This is a genomic window from Cellvibrio sp. 25HG11W-0 (genome assembly GCF_057815475.1).
The window spans coordinates 338,779-360,074 of record NZ_CM174230.1 but is presented as its reverse complement, the minus strand read 5'-3'; the positions used below and the strand labels follow the sequence as shown (position 1 = coordinate 360,074).

20 protein-coding genes are annotated in these 21,296 nt (G+C 48.4%); 6 read left to right on the top strand and 14 right to left on the bottom strand.

All coding sequences use genetic code 11. The features are described from left to right. Positions 1-82: 82 nt before the first annotated feature. The 4 genes from AC0KUT_RS01575 to AC0KUT_RS01560 form a co-directional block, all read right to left on the bottom strand. Positions 83-772, bottom strand: a complete 690-nt coding sequence (locus AC0KUT_RS01575) for a putative glycoside hydrolase (protein ID WP_488832992.1) — start codon at positions 770-772, stop codon at positions 83-85. A 242-nt stretch (positions 773-1,014) separates the two neighbouring features. Next, a complete protein-coding gene (locus AC0KUT_RS01570; RefSeq protein ID WP_488832991.1) occupies positions 1,015-3,519 on the bottom strand; it encodes an ABC transporter permease in 2,505 nt (834 codons plus the stop codon). Positions 3,520-3,545: 26 nt separating this feature from the next. Then, positions 3,546-4,229, bottom strand: coding sequence for an ABC transporter ATP-binding protein (locus AC0KUT_RS01565; RefSeq protein ID WP_488832989.1), 684 nt, complete (start codon positions 4,227-4,229; stop codon positions 3,546-3,548). 10 nt (positions 4,230-4,239) lie between these two features. Beyond that, entirely contained in the window at positions 4,240-5,490 is a 1,251-nt protein-coding gene (locus AC0KUT_RS01560; protein ID WP_488832988.1) for an efflux RND transporter periplasmic adaptor subunit, read from the bottom strand. A 233-nt stretch (positions 5,491-5,723) separates the two neighbouring features. Between AC0KUT_RS01560 and AC0KUT_RS01555 the strand changes: the two genes are divergently transcribed. The 3 genes from AC0KUT_RS01555 (at position 5,724) to AC0KUT_RS01545 (ending at position 9,097) form a co-directional block, all read left to right on the top strand. Next, a complete protein-coding gene (locus AC0KUT_RS01555) occupies positions 5,724-7,106 on the top strand; it encodes a sigma-54-dependent transcriptional regulator (RefSeq protein WP_488832987.1) in 1,383 nt (460 codons plus the stop codon). After that, the gene (locus tag AC0KUT_RS01550; RefSeq protein ID WP_488832986.1) at positions 7,096-8,487 is read left to right on the top strand and encodes a sensor histidine kinase; all 1,392 of its coding nucleotides are present in this window, start codon (positions 7,096-7,098) and stop codon (positions 8,485-8,487) included. The genes AC0KUT_RS01555 and AC0KUT_RS01550 overlap by 11 nt, the downstream gene beginning before the upstream one ends. A 274-nt stretch (positions 8,488-8,761) precedes the next feature. Beyond that, positions 8,762-9,097, top strand: a complete 336-nt coding sequence (locus tag AC0KUT_RS01545; protein WP_488832984.1) for a hypothetical protein — start codon at positions 8,762-8,764, stop codon at positions 9,095-9,097. Positions 9,098-9,408: 311 nt separating this feature from the next. Here the strand turns inward: AC0KUT_RS01545 and AC0KUT_RS01540 are convergent, their stop codons facing one another. The 4 genes from AC0KUT_RS01540 to AC0KUT_RS01525 all read right to left on the bottom strand — a co-directional run bounded on the left by AC0KUT_RS01540 (position 9,409) and on the right by AC0KUT_RS01525 (position 12,249). Beyond that, a complete protein-coding gene (locus AC0KUT_RS01540; RefSeq protein WP_488832982.1) occupies positions 9,409-10,278 on the bottom strand; it encodes a response regulator in 870 nt (289 codons plus the stop codon). A gap of 93 nt (positions 10,279-10,371) precedes the next feature. Beyond that, a complete protein-coding gene (locus tag AC0KUT_RS01535) occupies positions 10,372-10,761 on the bottom strand; it encodes a TfoX/Sxy family protein (protein WP_488832981.1) in 390 nt (129 codons plus the stop codon). Between the two features lie 158 nt (positions 10,762-10,919). Then, positions 10,920-11,696, bottom strand: coding sequence for a peroxide stress protein YaaA (yaaA, locus tag AC0KUT_RS01530; protein WP_488832979.1), 777 nt, complete (start codon positions 11,694-11,696; stop codon positions 10,920-10,922). Between the two features lie 70 nt (positions 11,697-11,766). Continuing rightward, positions 11,767-12,249: a DUF4265 domain-containing protein gene (locus AC0KUT_RS01525; protein ID WP_488832978.1), complete on the bottom strand. Its 483-nt coding sequence runs from the start codon at positions 12,247-12,249 to the stop codon at positions 11,767-11,769. A 70-nt stretch (positions 12,250-12,319) separates the two neighbouring features. On the opposite strand from AC0KUT_RS01525, the gene AC0KUT_RS01520 reads away from it, so the two are divergent. Together AC0KUT_RS01520 and AC0KUT_RS01515 are read left to right on the top strand one after the other, a co-directional pair. After that, complete coding sequence (locus AC0KUT_RS01520; RefSeq protein WP_488832976.1) at positions 12,320-13,591, top strand: M48 family metalloprotease; 1,272 nt, start codon at positions 12,320-12,322, stop codon at positions 13,589-13,591. Positions 13,592-13,672: 81 nt separating this feature from the next. Continuing rightward, positions 13,673-14,200 (top strand): NADPH-dependent FMN reductase, encoded by a 528-nt coding sequence (locus tag AC0KUT_RS01515; protein WP_488832975.1) that lies wholly within the window; start codon positions 13,673-13,675, stop codon positions 14,198-14,200. Between the two features lie 148 nt (positions 14,201-14,348). Here the strand turns inward: AC0KUT_RS01515 and AC0KUT_RS01510 are convergent, their stop codons facing one another. The 4 genes from AC0KUT_RS01510 to AC0KUT_RS01495 all read right to left on the bottom strand — a co-directional run bounded on the left by AC0KUT_RS01510 (position 14,349) and on the right by AC0KUT_RS01495 (position 19,348). Further along, entirely contained in the window at positions 14,349-15,425 is a 1,077-nt protein-coding gene (locus AC0KUT_RS01510) for a glycoside hydrolase family 11 protein (protein WP_488832974.1), read from the bottom strand. Positions 15,426-15,850: 425 nt separating this feature from the next. Beyond that, a complete protein-coding gene (locus AC0KUT_RS01505; protein ID WP_488832973.1) occupies positions 15,851-16,675 on the bottom strand; it encodes a phosphatase PAP2 family protein in 825 nt (274 codons plus the stop codon). 1 nt (position 16,676) lies between these two features. Beyond that, entirely contained in the window at positions 16,677-18,293 is a 1,617-nt protein-coding gene (locus AC0KUT_RS01500) for an ArnT family glycosyltransferase (RefSeq protein ID WP_488832972.1), read from the bottom strand. Beyond that, positions 18,290-19,348 carry a glycosyltransferase family 2 protein gene (locus AC0KUT_RS01495; protein ID WP_488832970.1) on the bottom strand — a complete coding sequence of 353 codons (1,059 nt, stop codon included), beginning with the start codon at positions 19,346-19,348 and terminating at the stop codon, positions 18,290-18,292. Before AC0KUT_RS01495 ends, AC0KUT_RS01500 begins: the two co-directional genes overlap by 4 nt. A gap of 59 nt (positions 19,349-19,407) precedes the next feature. Between AC0KUT_RS01495 and AC0KUT_RS01490 the strand changes: the two genes are divergently transcribed. Then, positions 19,408-20,382, top strand: a complete 975-nt coding sequence (locus tag AC0KUT_RS01490) for a lysylphosphatidylglycerol synthase domain-containing protein (RefSeq protein WP_488832969.1) — start codon at positions 19,408-19,410, stop codon at positions 20,380-20,382. A gap of 9 nt (positions 20,383-20,391) precedes the next feature. Here the strand turns inward: AC0KUT_RS01490 and AC0KUT_RS01485 are convergent, their stop codons facing one another. Together AC0KUT_RS01485 and AC0KUT_RS01480 are read right to left on the bottom strand one after the other, a co-directional pair. Beyond that, a complete protein-coding gene (locus AC0KUT_RS01485; RefSeq protein WP_488832967.1) occupies positions 20,392-20,538 on the bottom strand; it encodes a hypothetical protein in 147 nt (48 codons plus the stop codon). Beyond that, positions 20,535-21,011: an ester cyclase gene (locus tag AC0KUT_RS01480; protein WP_488832965.1), complete on the bottom strand. Its 477-nt coding sequence runs from the start codon at positions 21,009-21,011 to the stop codon at positions 20,535-20,537. The genes AC0KUT_RS01485 and AC0KUT_RS01480 overlap by 4 nt, the downstream gene beginning before the upstream one ends. Between the last annotated feature and the right edge of the window lie 285 nt (positions 21,012-21,296).

The following is a 21,296-nucleotide window of genomic DNA, read 5'->3' as shown; positions in this document are numbered from 1 at the left end:
ACAACGCGTTAAACTGCAACCACAAAAAAACAAAAAGGCCGATCATCGGCCTTTTTGTTTTTCTTAATATCGCCTAGGCAACTTACTTATCGTCCGCACACCCCTTTTCACCTTCCGCTAATTTCTCTATACGAATATTCATCACACTCATGGTGAACTTGCCTTCCGTTGAAATGGTAAAAGGCGCCGCCACCTTACTCAAATCAAAGTTATCGCTCTTAAAGCAGCTCAAAGGTAAAGGCAGCGAAAACCACTCGCCCTTCGGCATGGAGCGAATCATTTTATTGATTGTCAGATCTGCCCTGCAGGGGTAGCCGCAATCTATGCCGATACGAACATCTTTATTGGGTTTTACATCAACGCGCATATCGATGGTAATAGAGGCAGCATTTTTGTATTTCGATAAATCAATCGCATTGCCGTAGAGCCCTAGGTTGCCCTGAATCTTTTTGCGCGGGGACCAAGTGATCTGCAGTGCATCGCCCTTGGCCTTGAAGTCTATGGGTGCCACTGAAATTTTACCGCCAGCAGACTCACCACTGCGCCCCTCAATATTCGTGGACCAATTGGTAGGATCACCCAGCGAAATTCCCCGCGCTATAGGTTCGCCCTTCACCATATAAAAGAAATTAGGATTAAGCTCACTTTGAGCTTGTGCAACCTGCACTATGCCCAGGCTAGCAATTGCTGAGATGAAGACCCAGGATGAACGCGCACGCAAGGCGCCTAATGTTAAAACGTTGATTTGATGCATAAAGGCTTTTAGCTTCATGGAGAAGACCTCTGATTATTATTAGGTGTGGTGGGATTTAAGCGAAAAATGTTGTTTCTTGCGCCTAAATAATCATCCCCCCTGACGCACCCAATGTCAAATACGAGACCAAATCCACCAATAAAAATAAGCTATAAGCCGCAACCGCGCCCAAATGAAACCACAGCCCATAAAAAAGACTGCCAAAGCAGCCAAATAACATCCATTGTTAAAGGGGTTTCCTTAAATGTTTACAGCTCACGCTAGTCTTCACGCAATGCCGCTATAGGTTTGGCGCGCGCTACCCAATAGGCTTGGCCGCCCAATGTGAGCCACGCAATCAGCAAGGTAACCAGCGTTACCAACGCGCACAGCAGTGGGCCCCACAACCATAAATCAATGCGCTGGTTAAAATGCTCCAGCCAGCGGCTCATGGCGTAAAGCGCTAGCGGCCAAGCAATGATATTGGCGAGCAGCACCGGCCAGCTGAACTGCCACAGTAGCAGGCGCACTATGGCAAACACCGAGGCACCGTGAACCTTGCGCAAGCTGATCTCTTTGGTACGCTGCTGCGCTGCTATAGCGGCCAAGCCATAAAGCCCCAGGCAGCTAATCACCATCGCCAAAAAGGCAAAGGCAAATACAAAGCGCGCGACCATATAGAGGTTTTTGTATTGGTCGGCGATCACATCTTCGATGGATTGGGTAAAAACAAATCCGCCAGTACGGCTTTTCATTAAATCGATAATCCGTTCGACCAAAGCTTTATTGTTGTCATCGGCAAAGCGAACACCCAAGGTTGAGCTTCGACTGTTTGCGTTTGCATAAAAAAAGATTTGCGGACGACGCGGCAGATTGCGGTCGCCCATATGCACAGCTGGGGTAACGCCCACAATAACGTAGGGAACACGAACACCCTCGTTGAAAATAATCTCCAACGACTGACCTAGCGCCTCCTCTGCCGTGGCGAATCCGAAATGGGCCAGTGCCAGCTGGTTAATCACAATTTCATTATTCTGCGCACTATTAGGTGCATCAGGAATAACTGGCGGCCCGCGAAATCCGCGCCCAGCAAGCAAAGGAATATTTAACAACTCTAATTCGTTGGAATCCATCATCATTACAGCATCAATAAATGCAGCGTCATCTGGGCTTTGGTTCGCGCGCGCTACACGCCAATGCTGCAATACTGCGCCGGGCAGCATGGGGAAAGTTTGCGCTACTGCAGCTACCCCTGGCAGCGCGGCTATCGCATCCTTGAGGGAGTTCATTTCGCCACGCTCTAACTGGTCCACTGTAGGACCATAAAAAAATGTCATATTGCGCACTTGGTAACCTGGGTCATAGTTGAGCACATAGCGCATTTGCAAGCCGATAAAACCCACACCTGTCAGCATGACTGCGGAAATCACAAACTGCACTATCACTAAATATTTACGCAGGCGAATGCTGGCTGGCGCCTCCACAGATTTATTCGCTTTTAAAATCAGCGCCGGTTTAATATTTGATAGATACAAACCCGGATAACCGCCGGCAACAAGTGCTACCAAGACCACCAAACCCAAAATACCGCTGACTAAAGTCATATCACTTAAGTAATGCAACTCTATATTCAAATTCAGTGTCGTCATTAGCCAAGGCAACATTGGCTCGATCACCATTAGTGCCAACAACAATGCCAGACTTAAACTCAATGCAGCCTCAATTAAAAATTGGGCAACCAATTGCCGTCGCAAGGCGCCCAGAGTTTTGCGCAACGCCACCTCTTTTTGACGACGCAAATAGCGCGCAATAGTTAAATTGATGTAATTCACGACCACCATCAAGAGCACTAATGCCGCCAAGCCATAGAGCATAGTGATACGCTCCATAACACCATTTTGACTTGCACCGTGAATATGCATTGCAATAATGTTTTTTAAACTAAAGCTTATATGCTCACTCGGTCTTCTGTACGCAAGTGAACTCTCTTTTTCAACTTCAACATATTTATCAAGCACACTATTGAATTCGCCAGCGATATATTTTGCATAGGCGCCCTGCCGTAATTTTACATAAGTAACATAGGCAAACTTCATCCACTCACTATCATTGGCCATCGCATCAGGCAGGTGCATCAACAATTGAAACTCACGCGTAGTTCGCCTTGGATAGTCCTTCAGTACTGCAACAACCTTGTAGCTTTTAATACTACTGCCCGTGGCCGACGCTGTATTGGGGCCGAACGCCTCCAGCGCTTTAGTATCCAGCACCAATATTTTGTTGATAGGGTCCTCGTCGCCGAAATATTGCTTTGCCAAACGAGAGTTAATCACTATAGCGGTCTTGTCACCTTTAAAGTTATTCAGGTCGCCGCGGCTGGCAGAAAGACTGAACAGAGCGATAATTTCCTCATCTATTAATTGAGCGTAGACAGTTGTCGGCACATCAATAAATCCGGCCTGCAGGTCATTTTTTATATTAAAGTTTGCACCAAAGACACGGCCTATCTGCTCTATTGCCTTAATATCCTTTTGTGCAACAGGCTTTAATACAGCGGGCGTAAATTCTTGTAAGTCCCATTTATTGGCAACCTGCAGGTTTGCTTCAACCTGATAAATCCGCTCCACATCCGGCCAAAAATCATCCCACGTCAGTTCGCTGTAATTGACTATATAAATCACCAAACTCGCCGCTAAACCCAAGGCTAAACCACCTACATTTAAAGCCGTGTGCAGCTTGTTACTGAGCAGGTTGCGTAGAGCTATAAGCAAATAGTGTTTAAACATTTTTGTTATTCCTTCCCTGCGAAAAATTAAGCGACCGCCAGTTGACTGATCGCTAGCAGCTGACCGTCAAACAAATTTATACGGCGCTGGGCGTAGTCCGCATGTTCGGCGGAGTGGGTCACCATAATCACGGTGGTGCCCTCGGCGTTTAATTGCTTGAGCAGGCGCATTACCTCTTGGCCGCGCTGGGAATCCAAATTTCCGGTGGGCTCATCCGCAAGAATTAACGCAGGCTCGGCCACCAGCGCTCGCGCGACTGCCACCCGCTGTTGTTGCCCGCCAGAAAGCTGGCTAGGCATGTGTTTGGCGCGGTGCGCGATTTCCATTTTTTCGATAACGGCCTGCACTCGACGGCGGCGCTCCGCTGCAGGGATTTTGTGATAGAGCAATGCCAGCTCAATGTTTTCATACACATTGAGTTCATCAATCAAATTAAAACTTTGGAAAATAAAACCTATATTGCGCTTGCGAATTTGGCTGAGTTTCGCCTCTGCATAAGCTGCAATATTTTCGCCGTTAAAATAATAGGCGCCACTGTCGGGGCTATCGAGCATGCCGAGCATATTAAGCAGCGTTGATTTACCGCAACCCGACGGTCCCATAATGGCAACAAACTCACCGGCCTTTACCTCAAAACTAATATTGCTTAACGCAGCCGTTTCAATTTCGTCGGTGCGAAAGATCTTCCCCAGATTCTCTAACCTGATCATGTGTTTCTCCCTAGTTAATTTTTATTTTGTCTATGTCTAAAAACAGGCTGTAGCTGCTAATAATAATGCGCTCTCCCGCCGCCAAACCCTCAAGCACTTCAAACTCATCGCGATTGCGCCGCCCCAAACGAATGCTGCGCCGCTGCGCTGTTTTTCCATCCGCTGCTACTACAAAAACCCAATGTCCACCCGTTTCCTGCGCAAAGGAACCGCGGGGAATTAAGCGCGCCGGTTCATCATCGCCCAGCTGTAAACGCAACTGCAGTGTTTGGCCACGGCTGAGCATGTCGGGCTGCTGTTCACCAAATTCGAAGTCCACACGATACTGGCCTTCGCTCACCTGCGGATAGGTTTTTACCAAACGCAGTCGATAAATTTTTTCATTCAGTAGCAGCTCCGCCTGCTGGCCCACCACCACCCGCGCCAAATAAAATTCATCCACCATTGCCAGTAATTTAAACCGTTCGGGGTCATCTATTTGCCCGATGCGCTCACCTTGATGCAGCGATTGCCCCACCTCTAAGGTAAACGCCGTCAAGCGCCCCGCACGCGGCGCCTTAATATTTAAACCAGCAAGATTTTCGCGCGCAAACACCAAGCTTGCTTGCAGGCTCGCGACTGAATCGCGCAATTGTTTCATCTGCGCCGCTTGTAAAGCTTTATCGGCAGCGCGCGCCTCCAGCGTAAGCGCCTGCTTGTGCTGCAAATACTCCAACTCGTCCTGCAGCGCATCCCACTCAGCTTGTGCAATGCTGTGGCTGGCCAGTAATTTTTGCGCGCGTTCACGTTTGCGTTTCAACACTTTAATGGCATAGCGCAACTCGTTGAGCGTGCGCCTGTGGTCCAGCTCATTGCGCGCCAAACTCAACTCCTGACTTTGCATGAGATTTATTTGCTCGCTCACCTGCGCCTCGCGCGAAATCGAATCCAGTTGCAAGCGCGTGTTGGCTATGTCCAGCAACCGCTGCCCCTCCTCCACCTGCGCCCCATCTTCCACATAAACGCGCTCAACACTGCCGCCCTCAACCGCATCCAAATAAAGGCTGTGAAGCGGCATCACCTGCGCGCGCAGGGGAATAAAATCCTCAAAAACACCTTCCACCACTCTACCCATTTGCAAGGTATTGGCATCCACCTGCAAGCTGCGTTCAGCCGAGGGGGCCGCCGCCCACCACAGGCTCAATAGCAGGCTTAGCGCTAACAGCGGCAGCAGAATTTTTTTATAGCGCCGCCAAGGGCTCAAACGCAGTGGTGTATCCATAAGGTTTTCAATTCAAATTCAAAGACTTAGCGAGCACCAAAGCAGGTGTCGCCGCGGCGCAATAACAACGAGTTTGCAAGCTCAATGCCAGATCAATTTATTCATGTTTTTCAATAGGTTATAAATACAAAAGCAAACAACAGAAAACCAAACCGTTCGATTTCGAACACTTGTTGCCCATAAACGAACAGCCTAGACTAGCAACTTGCAGCCACCATCTCACCAGGATCGCCATGCCCGCCGCCCAAGGACACCTACTGATCGTCGATGACGACCCGGATATTTTGCTCTCGGCGCAACTGCTGCTGAAACGCCAGTTCGCGCGCGTCAGCTGCCTCGCCCAGCCCAGCGAACTGCCCGCATTTTTGCACCAAGAAAATGTCGACCTGATATTACTGGACATGAACTTCACCCTCGGCGACAACACGGGCACTGAAGGTTTTTATTGGTTGGAACAGCTACAGCGCACTCAACCGCAAACCTTGGTGGTGTTAATGACGGCCTATGCGGGCGTAGAACTCGCAGTAGCGGGGATCAAAGCGGGCGCGGTGGACTTTGTCATAAAGCCTTGGAACAACGACAAACTCATCGCCACTCTCCAAGCAGCCATGAGCCTTGCTCAAGCGCAAGCGCACAATCGCCAACTGCGTGCAGAAAACCGCACACTGCGCGCCAGCCTTACCCCCAGTGCCGATTATTTTATTGGCGAAACCAGCGGCATGAATCAATTAAAACAACGCGTTGCTCTCTGTGCACCTACAGAAGCCAATGTATTAATTTTGGGTGAAAACGGCGCGGGCAAAGAATTAGTAGCACGCGCGATTCACGCGCAGTCACAGCGCGCTGATCATATTTTTATGGCGATTGATATGGGTGCGATTGCTGAAAATTTATTTGAAGCAGAATTGTTTGGCCATAGAAAAGGTGCCTTTACCGGGGCCGAACACGCGCGTACAGGGCGCTTAGTCGCCGCCAATGGCGGCACTGTATTTTTAGATGAAATCGCCAACCTACCCCTGCATTTGCAAGTGAAATTGTTGCGCGTGTTAGAGCAACGCCAAGTGACACCACTGGGCGAAGAAAAACCGATCGCGCTAGATGTGCGCGTTATTGCCGCCACCAATGCACACTATGAATCACTCACCGATGAAACACGCTTTCGACAAGACTTACTCTACCGCCTTAACACCATCGAATTAACCGTGCCGCCGCTGCGCGAGCGACGCGAAGACATTCCCTTATTAGTAGATCACTACCTTGGTTACTACGCGCAAAAATACCAAAGGCGCAAACCTGCGCTCTCAGCAGCAGCACTCCGAGCGCTCTGCGCCTACGACTGGCCGGGCAATGTGCGCTCACTGCGCCATGCACTGGAGCGCGCCATTATCCTCAGCGGTGATCAGCCACTACAACTCGATGACTTCGCCTTACCACAGGCCAACTTGCGCGCTGAAGTTGATTCAGGCATGCCAAACAATTTGAATTTGGAAGAACTAGAGCGCACCGCTGTCGCGCGCGCGCTCAAACAATTCAGCGGCAATGTTTCACAGGCCGCTAAAGCGCTGGGCATTACCCGTACCGCACTCTATCGCAGGATGGAAAAACATGATCTCTAAGGGATTACGCCTAGGTACGCTACTGCGATTGGCGCTTATTTTTATGACCATGGCAGCTCTCGCATGGTTAGTACAACAAGAGAGTTTTCGTGCAGCCAGTGTTGGGGTCGGCTTATTCTTAATGGCGGAAACCTGGTGGCTCATTATTTTTTTAGAGCGGCCGCTGCGCCAAGTAGACGACTTTTTTAACGCGCTCCACTACGAGGACCTCAGTTACAAATTCACACCAAAAGTACACTCCCAGCTGAGTCAACAGCTAGCAACGAATATGCATAACATTCAACAGCGCTTGCGTGAGCTGCACCAACACAAACAGGAGCAAACACACTACTACAGTCTTTTGTTGGAGAGAGTTCCCGTAGCCCTGCTCGTCATGGAAGGCGAGCAGGTAACACTGCTCAACAATGCCGCCACAAGCCTTTTGCAGCGCGTTGGTTTTGCGTCCTTTACTGCACTCGCACAAACACACCCCGACCTTGCCCGCGCACTGCAACTCATAACGCCGGGCGAAAAATGCCGCGCAGAGTTACAACTCGATGCCGAGGGTACATCGCAAACCCTTAGTCTTTCGGCAACTCAACTAAGCCTTGCGAGCGGTGTAAAAAAACTGGTGAGCCTGCAACTGATTCAGCAGGAATTAGACGAGCAGGAAATTCACGCTTGGCAAAATTTGGTGCAGGTTTTCACCCACGAAATCATGAACTCCATGACGCCGGTAACCTCACTCAGCCAAACCGCACAAACGCTGCTAGAAGAACTTGAACAAGAAGCTAAACAAACACACAAAACCGACTCAAGGGATGCACAGGCAAACCATGCGCTACACACCGAAAAACTGCAGGATGCCCATCAAGCTGTAGCCACGGTGACGCGGCGCGCACAACACCTGCTAGCATTTGTGCAAGCCTATCGCCAAGTGCTAAACCCGCCCACACCGCAGTTCGCCAGCGTACAACTTCAACCCCTACTGCAACATGTGTTAGAACTGTTTGAACCCCAAGCAAAGGCACACAACATTCAACTTAGCTGCAGCTGTAATCCGCCGTCGCTTTCAATCAACGCAGACGCAGCACTGCTTGAGCAGGCACTGATTAACCTACTTAAAAATGCACTTGAATCACTGACAGAAAAATCTGATGGACACATTCAACTCAGTGCCAGTATCAATACCCACAACGCACCAATAATAGAAATTAAAGACAACGGCGGCGGCATCAATCCCGATCAACTCGATAAAATATTTATTCCTTTTTACACCTCAAAACGCGCAGGTACTGGCATAGGATTATTTCTAGTCAAACAAATTATGCAAGCACACCGAGGCTCGGTGTACGCCCTACCAAACCGTAAACAAGGTGCGGTGATAAAACTGGTATTTTAATCAACTTAACTGATTTTTCTACGGCTTTAGCAGTAAGAAACCACCCGCTGGTGTTATAGGAAGCGCGCCACACTCAAACACCAAAAGATATTGCTTTTCCCAATGGCGAAAGGCCGCCGTATATAGCCAGATTTATTAATTTCTACATTTATGTTTTAGGGCTAGGATAAGCTCTTGTTTTGGATCTCGGAGATATAAGGCCCAGGCCGTTAAATAAACCTTTATGCGCTTTAAGTAAATTAGAATTGAGTGAATTTTTAGCTATTACAATTTTTTGTCTGGTCTTGGTTTGGGGGGTGTTATTACGTTTTTAATTAGACATGCACTGGAACAAAAATCCAAAGTAAAAGAAATCTGGCTTTTAGATTATAAAGCTACATGCGATGGACTATTGAACGCTTACAAACAAATAGCATTGACTGGACCGCAGGAAGCATTAAAGGATTTCGCCTTCTATCAACTTAAGTTACAACTTTATGCAAACAAAGAAATGCTAGATGCTTCCGAGCAGCTAAAAAATAGCAAAGCAGGAATTACCGAAAGAGACCGTATTGTTAAATCTCTATTAAGGGCCATGCGCAATGATTTAGGGTTGACTTGGATCGGTTAAGTAGAAGTGTCTGGGGGCCAGTATCCTGCGTGCGACTCCACACAAATCGGCTGCCCTACGAATAATGAATAACTATCCACCAATTACACAGTGAGCATCAAGCTGCCAAGAAGTCCTTTTTTAAGCGCCATATGAATTGCTACTTTTTTTGCACTACATTTATAACTTTTATTGAATGCATATAAGGCAAAGTGCGAGTATCAGGAAAACCTTAAATCTCTCTCAAGCCCCCTAACCATGCTAGAAACCTATCCACCTAAAAAACATTCCAACTTACCATTCACCAAACGGTTAATAGCTTGATTAAATCATTACATCTGCGCAATGTATTTGGAGAGGATTTCAAATTTTTCAGCATCGTTATCAACGAAGCGAATGACAATTTTTACGACATTGGTATCCGCGCGGCTTTCACCGGCCATGATGCTGTGAACATAGCCATTTACGCGCGCTAAGGAGCTGCCATCGGCGGTTTCAATATCCACCACGGCCTGCTCAAATACTGTGGGTAAATTATCACTGCGCTGTAACAAACCGCTCATCATTTGCAAAGACATTTCGCGAATCACACAACCAAAGGTGCGGTTATTGGAGAAGCGTAGTTGCGCTTTGCCTTTCATCGCAGACTTACTAGATGCAACTGCTTTTACGGCGGGGGTTGCGCCCGCTAACAGCCCAACACTGCCGGCAGCTGACGTAGGCGCAGGTGATGCGGGCTCAGCGCGACCACCTGTGAGCACATCTACCGATGCAAAGGCAATGCCTTGCGTCGTCGCATTGCGCTGCCCATGAACGGGTAACTTACCAATTACTTTTAGTTGCTTGAATACTTTTTTTAGCAGCTCATCTGCCGAGAATGGTTTTGTTAAATAGTCAGAGACGCCGAGTTCTATGGCTTTAATAATATGGTTGCGATCGCCGCGGCTGGATATCATCACAAAGGGGATGTTGGCACCATTGGGCATGGCACGCACGGCTGTAAGCAATTCAGCGCCGGTCATATTGGGCATTTCCCAATCCGATAGAATAATATCGGGCGGCTGGTGTTTCATGGTTGCGAGTGCGCGGTTACCATCGACGGCATCGACAACTTCTACACCCGGTATTTTATTGCGCAACTGCTTTTTAACCATATCGCGAATAAAGGTCGCGTCATCTACCACTAAAATCCTAAGGCCCATAAACACCATCCTGTCATCAATCCTTTGAGACTAGACGATTTATTGTGGTTTGACCAAAACCGATTAGCGCGAATAGGAATAGCGACCCAAGGCTTACTGCAATGCTGAGGCCGTAAAATGACGGACAGGGGCTTCGATATGGGTTTCATCATCAAGAAAGTCACCCTCATGGGCAGCCTCAACAGCAATGCGCATCCAATGCTTTAGCTCTTTAGGGCTATTTAACACATCATCTGGCAGCTGGTAAAAAGACGATTCAACTTGAGTACTCACGAGCGGCTGAAAGGCTTTCATGCCTTTTTCCTCAAAGAGCCGGCGCGCGTAATCATCTGCGCGAAAATAGAGATGATCATTGACGATAAACGCAAACTGTACGCCACGGTGATATATACCTACGCCATTAAATAAGCGGCGATAAGAAATATGATCGACCTGTTTAATGGCCGAAATTACCGCATCTACATATATTTGACTCGTCGACATAACCGGACATCCTATCTGGTAGCTGGGTGTTCACCCCCTTAGGTAAAACCACGGGGTATTATTTTGATTAGCATCCAGCTTAGTGTAATAAAAGGATATAGACAGTTTAACACTGAAAAAAAATGTACATATTACAAAGGATTACGCCTACATGACGCTTAAGCTTGCTCCTCCCGTAAAAACACCCACTCTTGCGGTGATGAGCTGGCTGCATCATAGTAATAACCTGCCACATCAAATTCCTTAATAGCTTCTACTTTTTTTAAGCGATTTTGAATGATATACGCGCTCATCATGCCGCGCGCTTTTTTGGCGAAGAAACTAATGATTTTGTATTTTCCATTTTTGCGATCTTTAAAAACGGGCGTAATTATCTCCCCTGCCAGCTTTTTGCGATTCACCGCACCAAAGTATTCTGTAGACGCCAAGTTCACCAGCGCTCGCTCTTTTTGTTTTTCCAACTCACTGTTAAGCGCTTCGGTTAAGCGATCCCCCCAGAACTCATACAAATTTTTACCGCGCGGGTTGGCAAAGCGCGTACCCATTTCCAAGCGATAGGGCTGAATTAAATCCAGCGGCTTTAACAGCCCATACAAGCCAGACAAAATACGCAAATGTTGTTGCGCATAGGTGAAATCGCCTTTAGAAAATTGTTCAGCCTCCATACCCGTGTAAACATCACCCTTAAAGGCGAGTAGCGCCTGCTTGGCATTATGCGGGGTAAACGGCTGCCGCCATTCTAAAAAACGCTGGGCATTCAGCTGCCCCAATTTTTCGCTGATGCTCATCAGCTGCGATACCGCCGCAGGTTGCAACTCGCGCAGCTCATCAATTAACAACTGCGACTGATCCAGATAATCCGGCTGAGTAAACACAGCGGTAACCGGAGGTGTTTCAAAATCCAAGGTTTTAGCGGGAGAAATCACATGCAACATAAGCGTTTTTTGCCAACAGAAATTAAGATGGCACCGGTTTCGGCGCGATGAACTAGGATGCGTACCAAGATTACTCAGGCTTGAGAATATCCTGCCACCAGTTAAGCGGGGTTACGCCGTCATTGGGGTCATACACATTGCCATACATCCAAGCGCTTTCCGTTTCGGGGCGCAAGTGCTGGCTCATAATCGCTTCAATTGCGGCGAAACCACAGCTCACATGAATACTGAACACCAACATACGTGGGTTTTCCAAATCCAGTTCAGCGCCAAGCTTTTCTAAATCGGCGATAAGGCCATCGGCCCAGCTGGCGATATCTTGTTTACTGAATACACGCAGGCTTAGATTGCCGCTGCGGCGTACAATTTCAAACTCGCGGGTCTTGGGTGAGCATTTCAGCAAATCGCCGCTCGCTAAACCCTTGGCAAAAGCGGGCGATTGCACCAACTGCAGCTCGCCGCTTTCCAGCTCGCGCACGGGCAGTTTTTCTAAAATAGGCTGGCCATTGGCGCCAATACCCGCGAAGAGTTCTATTACTTGCAAAGCTTTCATTCAGGTTGAGTCTCATCTTGGTCATTTAATCTGTGGCATTATACGCATCTCAGCCACAAGGAGCTTTTGTATGTCATTTTTAACTCGCACGCTTGCCGTCTGTCTTTTAACCGCTAGTTTTAGCGGCTGCGTGGTCAACCCCGTGACCGGCAAAAACCAAATTTCGCTCATGTCACCAGAGCAAGAAGTCGCCACCGGCGCCCAAAATTACATGCCCGCCCAACAATCCCAGGGCGGCCAGTATGTGGTGGACCCAGGCCTCACCACCTATGTACAACAGGTAGGAAAGAAGCTCGCAGCCGTAAGCGACCGCCCCGATTTACCCTACGAATTTGTAGTGCTCAATAACGACGTACCCAACGCCTGGGCCATGCCCGGCGGCAAACTGGCCATTAACCGTGGGCTGTTAGTCTATTTAGAAGACGAAGCGCAGCTCGCCGCCGTTATGAGCCATGAGATAGTGCACGCCGCCGCGCGCCACGGCGCTCAACAGCAAACCCAAAATGCCATGATGGGCATAGGCGTAGTGCTTGCAGGCGTAGCCATTGCGGAGAAGAAGCCTGAATACGGCATGCTCGGCATGGGTGCTTTAGCCGTAGGTTCACAAGCATGGCAGGCAAAATACGGGCGCGACCATGAGTTGCAGTCGGATGAAGTGGGCATGAAGTACATGGCCAAAGCTGGTTACGACACCCAAGCCGCCGTGGAATTGCAGGAGATATTCGTAAAACTGTCTGAAGGTAAAAACTCTGGATTTATTGAAGGTCTTTTTGCGAGCCATCCGCCGTCTCAAGAGCGCGTTTCCAGAAATCGCAAAAATGCGACCCAATACCCCGGCGGCACGCGCAACAAAGCAGCCTTCCAGCGCGCCATGGCGCAGCTCACCAAAGATGCGCCCGCTTACGAAAGCTATCAAAAAGCCCAAAAACTGGCGAGCAATAAACAATATATAGATGCCATGCCCTATGTGGAAAAAGCGACCAGCCTACAGCCCAGAGAAAACCTTTTCTGGGAAATGAAAGGCCAGCTATTGCTACAGCAAAATAAACAGCAGGATGCGGTCGCGGCATTAGATCGCGCGGTACAAGCCAACCCGAAATATTTCAAGCCCTATGTATATCGCGGTATTGCCTACAATCAATTAAAAAATAATGATTTGGCCGAAAAAGATTTACTCATGAGCCAACGTTATTTACCGACCCAAATCGCCAGCTATTATTTGGGCGATGTCTATGTCGCCAAGGGCAATCGCGCTAAAGCCTCGGAATATTACCAACAGGCAGCCTCAGGCGGCGGCGACATTGGCGAAGCGGCCAAAGCTAAGCTTGGCAAACTGCAATAATTGTTGTGACCCGCAACGCCAGAGCTAAAAACCTCTGGCGTTTTTTTTCGCTCGTCAATCTACTTATCTTTTAGGTTTATTATGAAATTACTTGCCTTCGCCGCCAGCAGCAGCCGTCATTCCATCAACAAAAAATTGGTTACCTATGCCGCCAGCTTAGTCGCGGGTGCAGATGTAGAAATTCTGGATTTAAATGATTATGAATTGCCACTGTTCAGTGTGGATAAGGAAATGGACTTAGGCCAGCCGCAGCTCGCGCAGGATTTTCTCGCGAAAATTGCGGGCGCCGATGCACTTATGATTTCTTTTGCCGAGCACAATAGCTCCTATGCTGCAGCCTATAAAAATTTGTTCGACTGGTGCTCGCGCATTAACAATAAACCCTTTATGGGCAAACCGATGGTGCTGCTTTCCACTTCGCCCGGTGCACGCGGTGGCGCCAGCGTGCTCGCAGCAGCCCTTGCTTCTGCACCGCGTTTTAATGGCGATGTAAAAGCGAGCCTATCGATTCCGTCGTTTGGGGATAGCTTTGATGTAACTCAGGGGAAAATCATTCAGGAAGAATTGGCGACGCAATTACAGACTGCGGTTAATACACTACTCACTTAGACAAGATCAGTCACCGCAACAAAATAACTGTAATATTTGGCAATAAAAAAAAGGAGCGAAAAATCGCTCCTTTTTTTTATTCTTACAAATTGCTTACACACTCGCCAAATTCATAGCATTTTTCTACTGAAAAAGGCTGAGCGCACGCTTAATTACACTGACCGCTAAAGCAATCATAGGTATAACCAAAACCAATGACACCACTGCAGTTCATGGTTTCGGAGTTGCCGCCACCACCACACTTACCATTGGCATAAAGGCCAGTGTTGTAACTCATGTTTTCTGCTTGACGTGTTTCTTTATTGACCTTGATGTAATCGATAAACGCATCGCGGCCCGTCGCATCATTATCATATTGAACCTGAATATCGCCCGCTGCATTGCCAGTGTAAACATAGTCTTTAAATGCTGTGGTTAATGTCCAACTAGCAACCGTAGTGCCTGCTACTTTTAGGTTGATATGTTCTGCACCGCTCAAACCGCGCGCGCGCACAGTAATACCACCACTTGCAGCCGCACTGCTTGAGCCGCCGCCAGTACTACCGGTTGCGCTTTCGCCAACAGTAATATTTGAGCTACCGCTACTTTGATAACCTTCTGTTTCCACAATCATATAATCCCAGGTGCTACCCAAGTTCATACCTTTACTTGCCCAGGCATCAAAGTGTTTACCGGTGGTAACGGTACCGCTTGAGCGCTTGGAGGTACGCACACTCCAGTACTGATTAAACGTTGCTGTGCCAATAATAGAAGGCTGATTAGTGCGCGTGGTTTTATAAATATTGTAAGTGCCACCATCAGTCGTCACAGTACCCAATGAGGTGCCGCCCGGTGGTGTCCAGCTACCGTAGTTTTCAACAATGTAATACTCAATCAATGGGTTTTTAGTCCAGCCATAAACCGCTAAAAAACCATTGTTGCCACCATTGAAACTGCCAGAGAAAGTAACATTCTTACGGCCACCGGTCGCCCAGCCCTTTCCTGCGGTGAAGTTGCCAGTGTTATTCCAGGTGGTGCTGTAGTTGCCGCCGGACCCAAGCGTCATAGAGGCAGTGCCTGGTGCGTCGGTCCAAAAGGAATAGTAATAACCACCGTTGGTACCCGTTTGATTCGAATTAATGGTTTGCGCGCTCACCATAGTTGCGCACAATGCTGCCGCGCCTATTAGGGTTGCGACAAGGTGTTTACCGGTTTGGGTGACTGAGGTTAAGAGGCTTGCTTTCATTATTATTCACCAAGTAATAAGACCAACACCGCCAAGACGCCGCTGGCTGAATATTCCTGCTCTACACGAACAGGGGTTGCACCGAACTCGTACTGCACTGTTGTTATTTCTAGAACAGTTCGAAATATCGATGTCACTTTTATATAGCGGTGCAATCATGTTGTCAAATTAACCATATGCATGTGGTCACACAAACCATAAGTGGGAACTTTTTGGGCAAATCGAGTAGCCAAAAGTAACAACTTAAGGCATTAATTCTTATGCAAAACCTGCAGAAATAGGACTACTGCTATAACCGAAAAGCGGCAGAAAAAATACCGAACAAGAAGCGCTGCAGAGCAGCAGAGGGAGATAACCAGAAAGACATCGAGCCTTAACGACAGCGATAGAAGTACAGAATAGAGCGAAGATCTAAAAAGTGACTATCAACGTTCAGAGAGTAAGCGCTTCGACATTTTATGCCATTGATCGGGAATTAATTGCAGCTCTTTACCCAAGACCCGCTCAACAAAAATAATCAATAAAAAGACGCAGCTCATGAGCGCCAATGCATGCCTTAAAGAACTCGCAAGCGGATAACCGCCAGTGTGGGTCCACAAGGTCAGGGCACACAAAGACGCCAAACCATAGAGCAACAGCTCGCCTTTGCGCGAATGACCGACGACGGAAAATCGATTCGCAATAACACAGGCCGCCTTAGCGGCATACCAACCCAACAGCGAACCCGCAATCACATCCACTGGCCAATGTGCGCCTACTTTCACGCGGCTCCAAGCAATAAGGCTAGCGCCTAGAAGTAATGGCCAACGAAATCCGCGCGGCATAAAAGCCATGAGCACGCCTGCCAATACAAACGCGGTGGCCGAGTGGCCGGACGGGAAACTATTGCGCTTCAGTGTTTGACCGATCACAACAATTTGATCGCCACTTAAAACCGCGGCGGGGCGCAACAAATCAAACAGGGGTTTCCCTAGGTGCACACCCGCACCGGTAATGAGTGCGGCGATTAAACCTATCCACAAAACCTGCGCATTTTTACGACTAAAGAAAATCAACAGTACAAACACTGGCAGTCCATCACCCATAAACGTAATGCTTTGCCACAACCATTCTGGCCCCAAAGCTTGTCCATTAATAAATTGAAACAGCGGCAAGTTTAGCGCGTAGTAAGCCTGAGCAAATTGTTCCGGTGCAGCAATGGATTGATACAGAATAAATAACACTACCGGAAAGCAAAGAATCCACACCATGTTACAACTCCTTCGCGCTTGCGAACGGTTTTATTAGCTGAGCAATAATGACGCCGCCTTGATTGAACAGCAGCTCATGCTCAGGTAAATTTTTACGCTGATCTAAACCCGTAAATACCCACTCACCCATTTGCGGCGTACGAATTTCTACCACCTTGCCCAAGTACACACTGAAGCTGGGCATATCGTGGCGCCACATAACCGGGGTTTGTGGCAAGTGGCGCGCGAACTCCGCCGCTGCGCGCACAGGTTGTTGCTGAATAGCGCCATAAGCGGGAAGAATAGAATGCACAAAACTGATGGTAAAAATGACACTGACCCACAGCTGTCGCTGCCACAGCGGCAGGCTGCGCCAGCAGGAAACCAATATGATCGATAGCAAGGCAATTGCCAGTGTTAACCTGTAGGTCATATCCAAGTAAGGCAGGCCCGTTTGCAACATAGCGACTAGCTCGACCTTTTTACTCGTCGCAATTTGCTGTGCTGCAATTTCAGGGAGACATAAAAACAACAAAAGAAACATGCAGGCGGGAATCACTACAACCCAAATATTTTTTAATTGCTCGCGCTGACGCGCCATAAGAATAAAAACGGGGGTGGCGCCATAGAGTAAATAATGTGGTAGCTGCGTATTCGAAAAGCTAAAGAACACCCATACAAAACCAAACCAACACCAGCAAAACAAATCTAAGGGCGAGAGTGCATGCTTACGCAAGGAAATCATTAACTGCACAAAAAAACCGCTTGCGGGCATAAAAACCAAAAGGCTCACCGGCAAATAGTAGTACCAATGACCGCCGTGGCCTTCCATGGTAGATGAGAAACGGCTGAGATTATGCTTAAGAATAAAACCATCAATAAACGCTTGGCCCTGTGCGAGATATTCTGCGACATACCAAGGTACAAAAATAACACTCGCCAGCAACCAACCGAGCGGATTAAACATCAGCCGCCACCAGGCACGCCAATTTCCAATGAACACGGAAAATAATGTACTAATAGCCACCGGCAATAAAATCGCGATGGGGCCTTTGGCGAGTACGCCTAAACCCACCCACAAATAGGCGCGCAGGCGAATTTTACGAGCGGCAAACTCTTCCACAGTAAGTGCGCGGTAGGCATCGAAAAGTGCGAGACAGATAAACAGATTTAATAGCGCATCAGCAGTAGCGGCGCGGGCGATCATGGAAAACACTAAGGAACTTGCCAATAAAATAACGGCCGTTCCAGCGCGGCTCGCATCTAACTGTGTACGCACAAAAAACCACACTGCCGCACACCATAAACTCGCGCAAATTGCTGAGGGTAAGCGCAGCGCAAACTCATTCAAACCAAAACTGGACACCGACAGCGCTTGCAGCCAATAAATTAAAATTGGCTTATCAAAGCGCAGCTCTCCGCCCATATAGGTGGTCACGTAATCACCGCGCTGCAACATTTCCATAGTCGCGGCGCTAAAGGCACCTTCATCTAAATCAAACAGCGGTACCGCACCTAAACCCAAGAGTAAGTAGGCAGCAACAATCAACAACAGCCAAGGCGATGCCAGAAGAAACTGCAACCCCTTAGTGAAGTCCCAGCGAGAGTTTGCATTAATAAAAGAAGCCGCCTCTCTCATTTAGACGCCTGCTGCTCCGAAGCCTGCATGCGGCCACTGATACTTTGCACCTTGCGAATTAAATAATTATTAGAATTGCTAGAACCTAAATAGGTGCGCGACATCATCTCCGCCAAGATTCCGGTGGTGATTAATTGCAGCGACACCAACACCCCCATTACGCCCGCAAGCAACAGCGGGCGCGTGCCTATATCGTGACCGAGAATAAATTTATCCACCGCCAACCAACTTAAAATCAAGCTGCCCACTAAGCCCACAAACAGGCCGATACTGCCAAAAAAATGGCCGGGGCGACCCAGGTAGCGCTTAAAAAACATAACCGACAATAAATCCAACACCACCCGCACCGAACGTGAAATGCCATATTTGGATGCACCAAATTGACGCGCATGGTGGCGTACCGGCATTTCACCAATACGCGAAGCAGGCACAATTGCCGCAACCCAAATGGGAATGAAGCGGTGCATCTCGCCGACTAACTTAACCTGCTTTATCACTTCACTGCGATAGACTTTTAAACTGCAGCCGTAGTCGTGCAGGCGCACACCAGATACCTTGCCTATCAGTTTATTGGCAATAAACGAGGGAATTTTGCGCGCGAGTAATTTATCTTGGCGATCGCGGCGCCAGCCCACCAACAAATCTAAATCGCGCGCCAGCAATTGCTCCAGCATCGCCGGAATATCCTGCGGATCATTTTGCAAGTCGCCATCCATAGTGACTATATATTCGCCTTGCGCTTGATCGATACCCGCCTGCATTGCAGCAGTTTGGCCGTAGTTGCGGCTCAGCTGAACCAGCTTGACGTTAAGCGGGCGATCCACCAAGGCCGCACGCGTTGCGGCAAGGGTGGCATCGCTGCTGCCATCATCCACCAGAATAAGCTCCCAAGGTTGCGCATAGCCGCCCAGCGCGGCCTGCACGGCATCGATTAAGGCCGCTACCGACTCTTCTTCGTTATATAGGGGAATCACCAAGGAAAAGTACACGCCAGAATCCGCGTGTTGAATTTGGCGTGCCTGCGGATCTAACTGTAATAAAACTGCCTTTTGCATAAGCGATCATAGCTCTGGTCGCAGCCATACTGCGGATGCCTGCAATCTAGAGCTAACGTATGACGCAATGGTTTAAATTTTCTGAAGCTTTTATGACAGCACCGATTTCCACAAGCGTTTCTCGTTCACGCACAGGGCCTTGGCTTAAAGCGCTATCACTCTTGACCGTTGTTGCCTATGCACTGGCGATAGAATATTTTTACGGCTGGGGGAAAATCTTCACGGCCTGGGAAGCAGTGCCCGCTTGGCATATTGCCTTAGCGCTCTTGCTGATGTTTTTTACCTACGCTGTGCGCGGCCTGCGTATTCACTATTATTTTTTACCGCTGACGCGCAGACAACTGCCCATCTGTTTAAAAATCATGTTGCTACACAATATGCTCAACAATCTTTTGCCCATGCGCAGCGGCGAAGCCAGCTTCCCCCTGATGATGCGCAATTATTTTGGCCTATCGCTCACCAGCGCCACCGCCGGATTATTTCTATTGCGCCTGCTCGATTTACAGGTGTTATTGAGTATCGGCTGGTTCGCGGTAATGGTCTATATGGGCGGAGACTGGGCACTATGGTTATCAATGCCGATTTTATTTTTCTCTCCACTATTATTGTTACGCTGTACGACTTGGTTACAGCGGCTTCAAACGCGCTGCGCCCCCACGGGAAAACTTCATCGGCTGATCGCAAAATTGCTTGCTGCGCTGCCGCGCGATTGTATGCACCTCGTTAATTTATGGCTCTACACCTGGCTCGGCTGGAGCACCAAACTGGCGGTGTTTACCTTGGTGATGCTGTGGTTTGCCAACACCGATTGGCGCAGTGCTTTAGGTGCAACTCTTGGCGGCGAACTCAGCGGCATGATTCCCATTCATCCACCAGGAGGCCTAGGCACTTACGAAGCGAGTATGGTGGGCACAGCCAAAATATTAGGTATAGAGGGCGATTGGGTTTTATTTGCAGGCGTGCAATTACACTTGCTGATTTTACTCAGCACATTATTAGGTGGCGTGGTAGCGCAGTTTATTCGCAAAAAATAACGCAACAACTTAATTTACTTTATCGACCATCAATTTATGCTCAGTATCGAATACCCAAGCATCTTCATAATCCACTTCAAATAAATGGCCGTCGGGGTCTTTAAAATAACCGGCAATTACCCAGTGGGTGCGCGTAGCGGGCTTAAACAACTTCACACCGGCACCCTCGGCTTTAATTCATAGGTCATGCCCTTAGTTGTGAGCGTCACCGCCTTGTTATACATCCACACTTCGTGAATTAACCCCTGCTGTAAACGAAACAATTGGGTGGCGCTAAATTTCAACTCCCCGTGCGTTGCGGTTAACCCCATAAACTCCTCGCGGTGGATTCCTTTTAAACTAAAACGCACCAGCACTTGCGTTCCCTCTGCAATTGACTGTTCTATATTAAATTCCGACTCGGCAAATACATCCGCCAAAAAGGCGAAATATCCCTGATATTCACCCAGAGTGCGCGGATTAAATTCTGGAAAGCCCCAGCAGTCGGGGTCGGTGCAGACAAAAGAATCTAGCGCTATGGATTCTTGCGCATGGGCCTTGATTAAAAATGTTTCGACCAGCTGCCGATTAAAGTGCGGCTGACATTCTGACGGACGGATAACGAGATCCTTATGGATTTGCGCATTCATGATTCACTCCCTCGTGAGGATATTTACTCTAGTGACAACTTTTGGCTCTAGCACTCGCCGCGCCCAACAGGCAACACCTATTGCGGCCAGTGTAAAAGCTTGCCACAGAGTAAGGTCAAGCGCTGTCAACATTTGTCAGGAGTTGCAGCCATAAATGCTAAGACATAGGCTCACTTGGCGCACAGAGCATCTTTAGATCATAAGCGCAACTCGCACTAGTTGTTTTAAACGCTAGCCATTATGAAGCCCTCACCGCTAGGACTATGCATTACACTAGAATCCAGC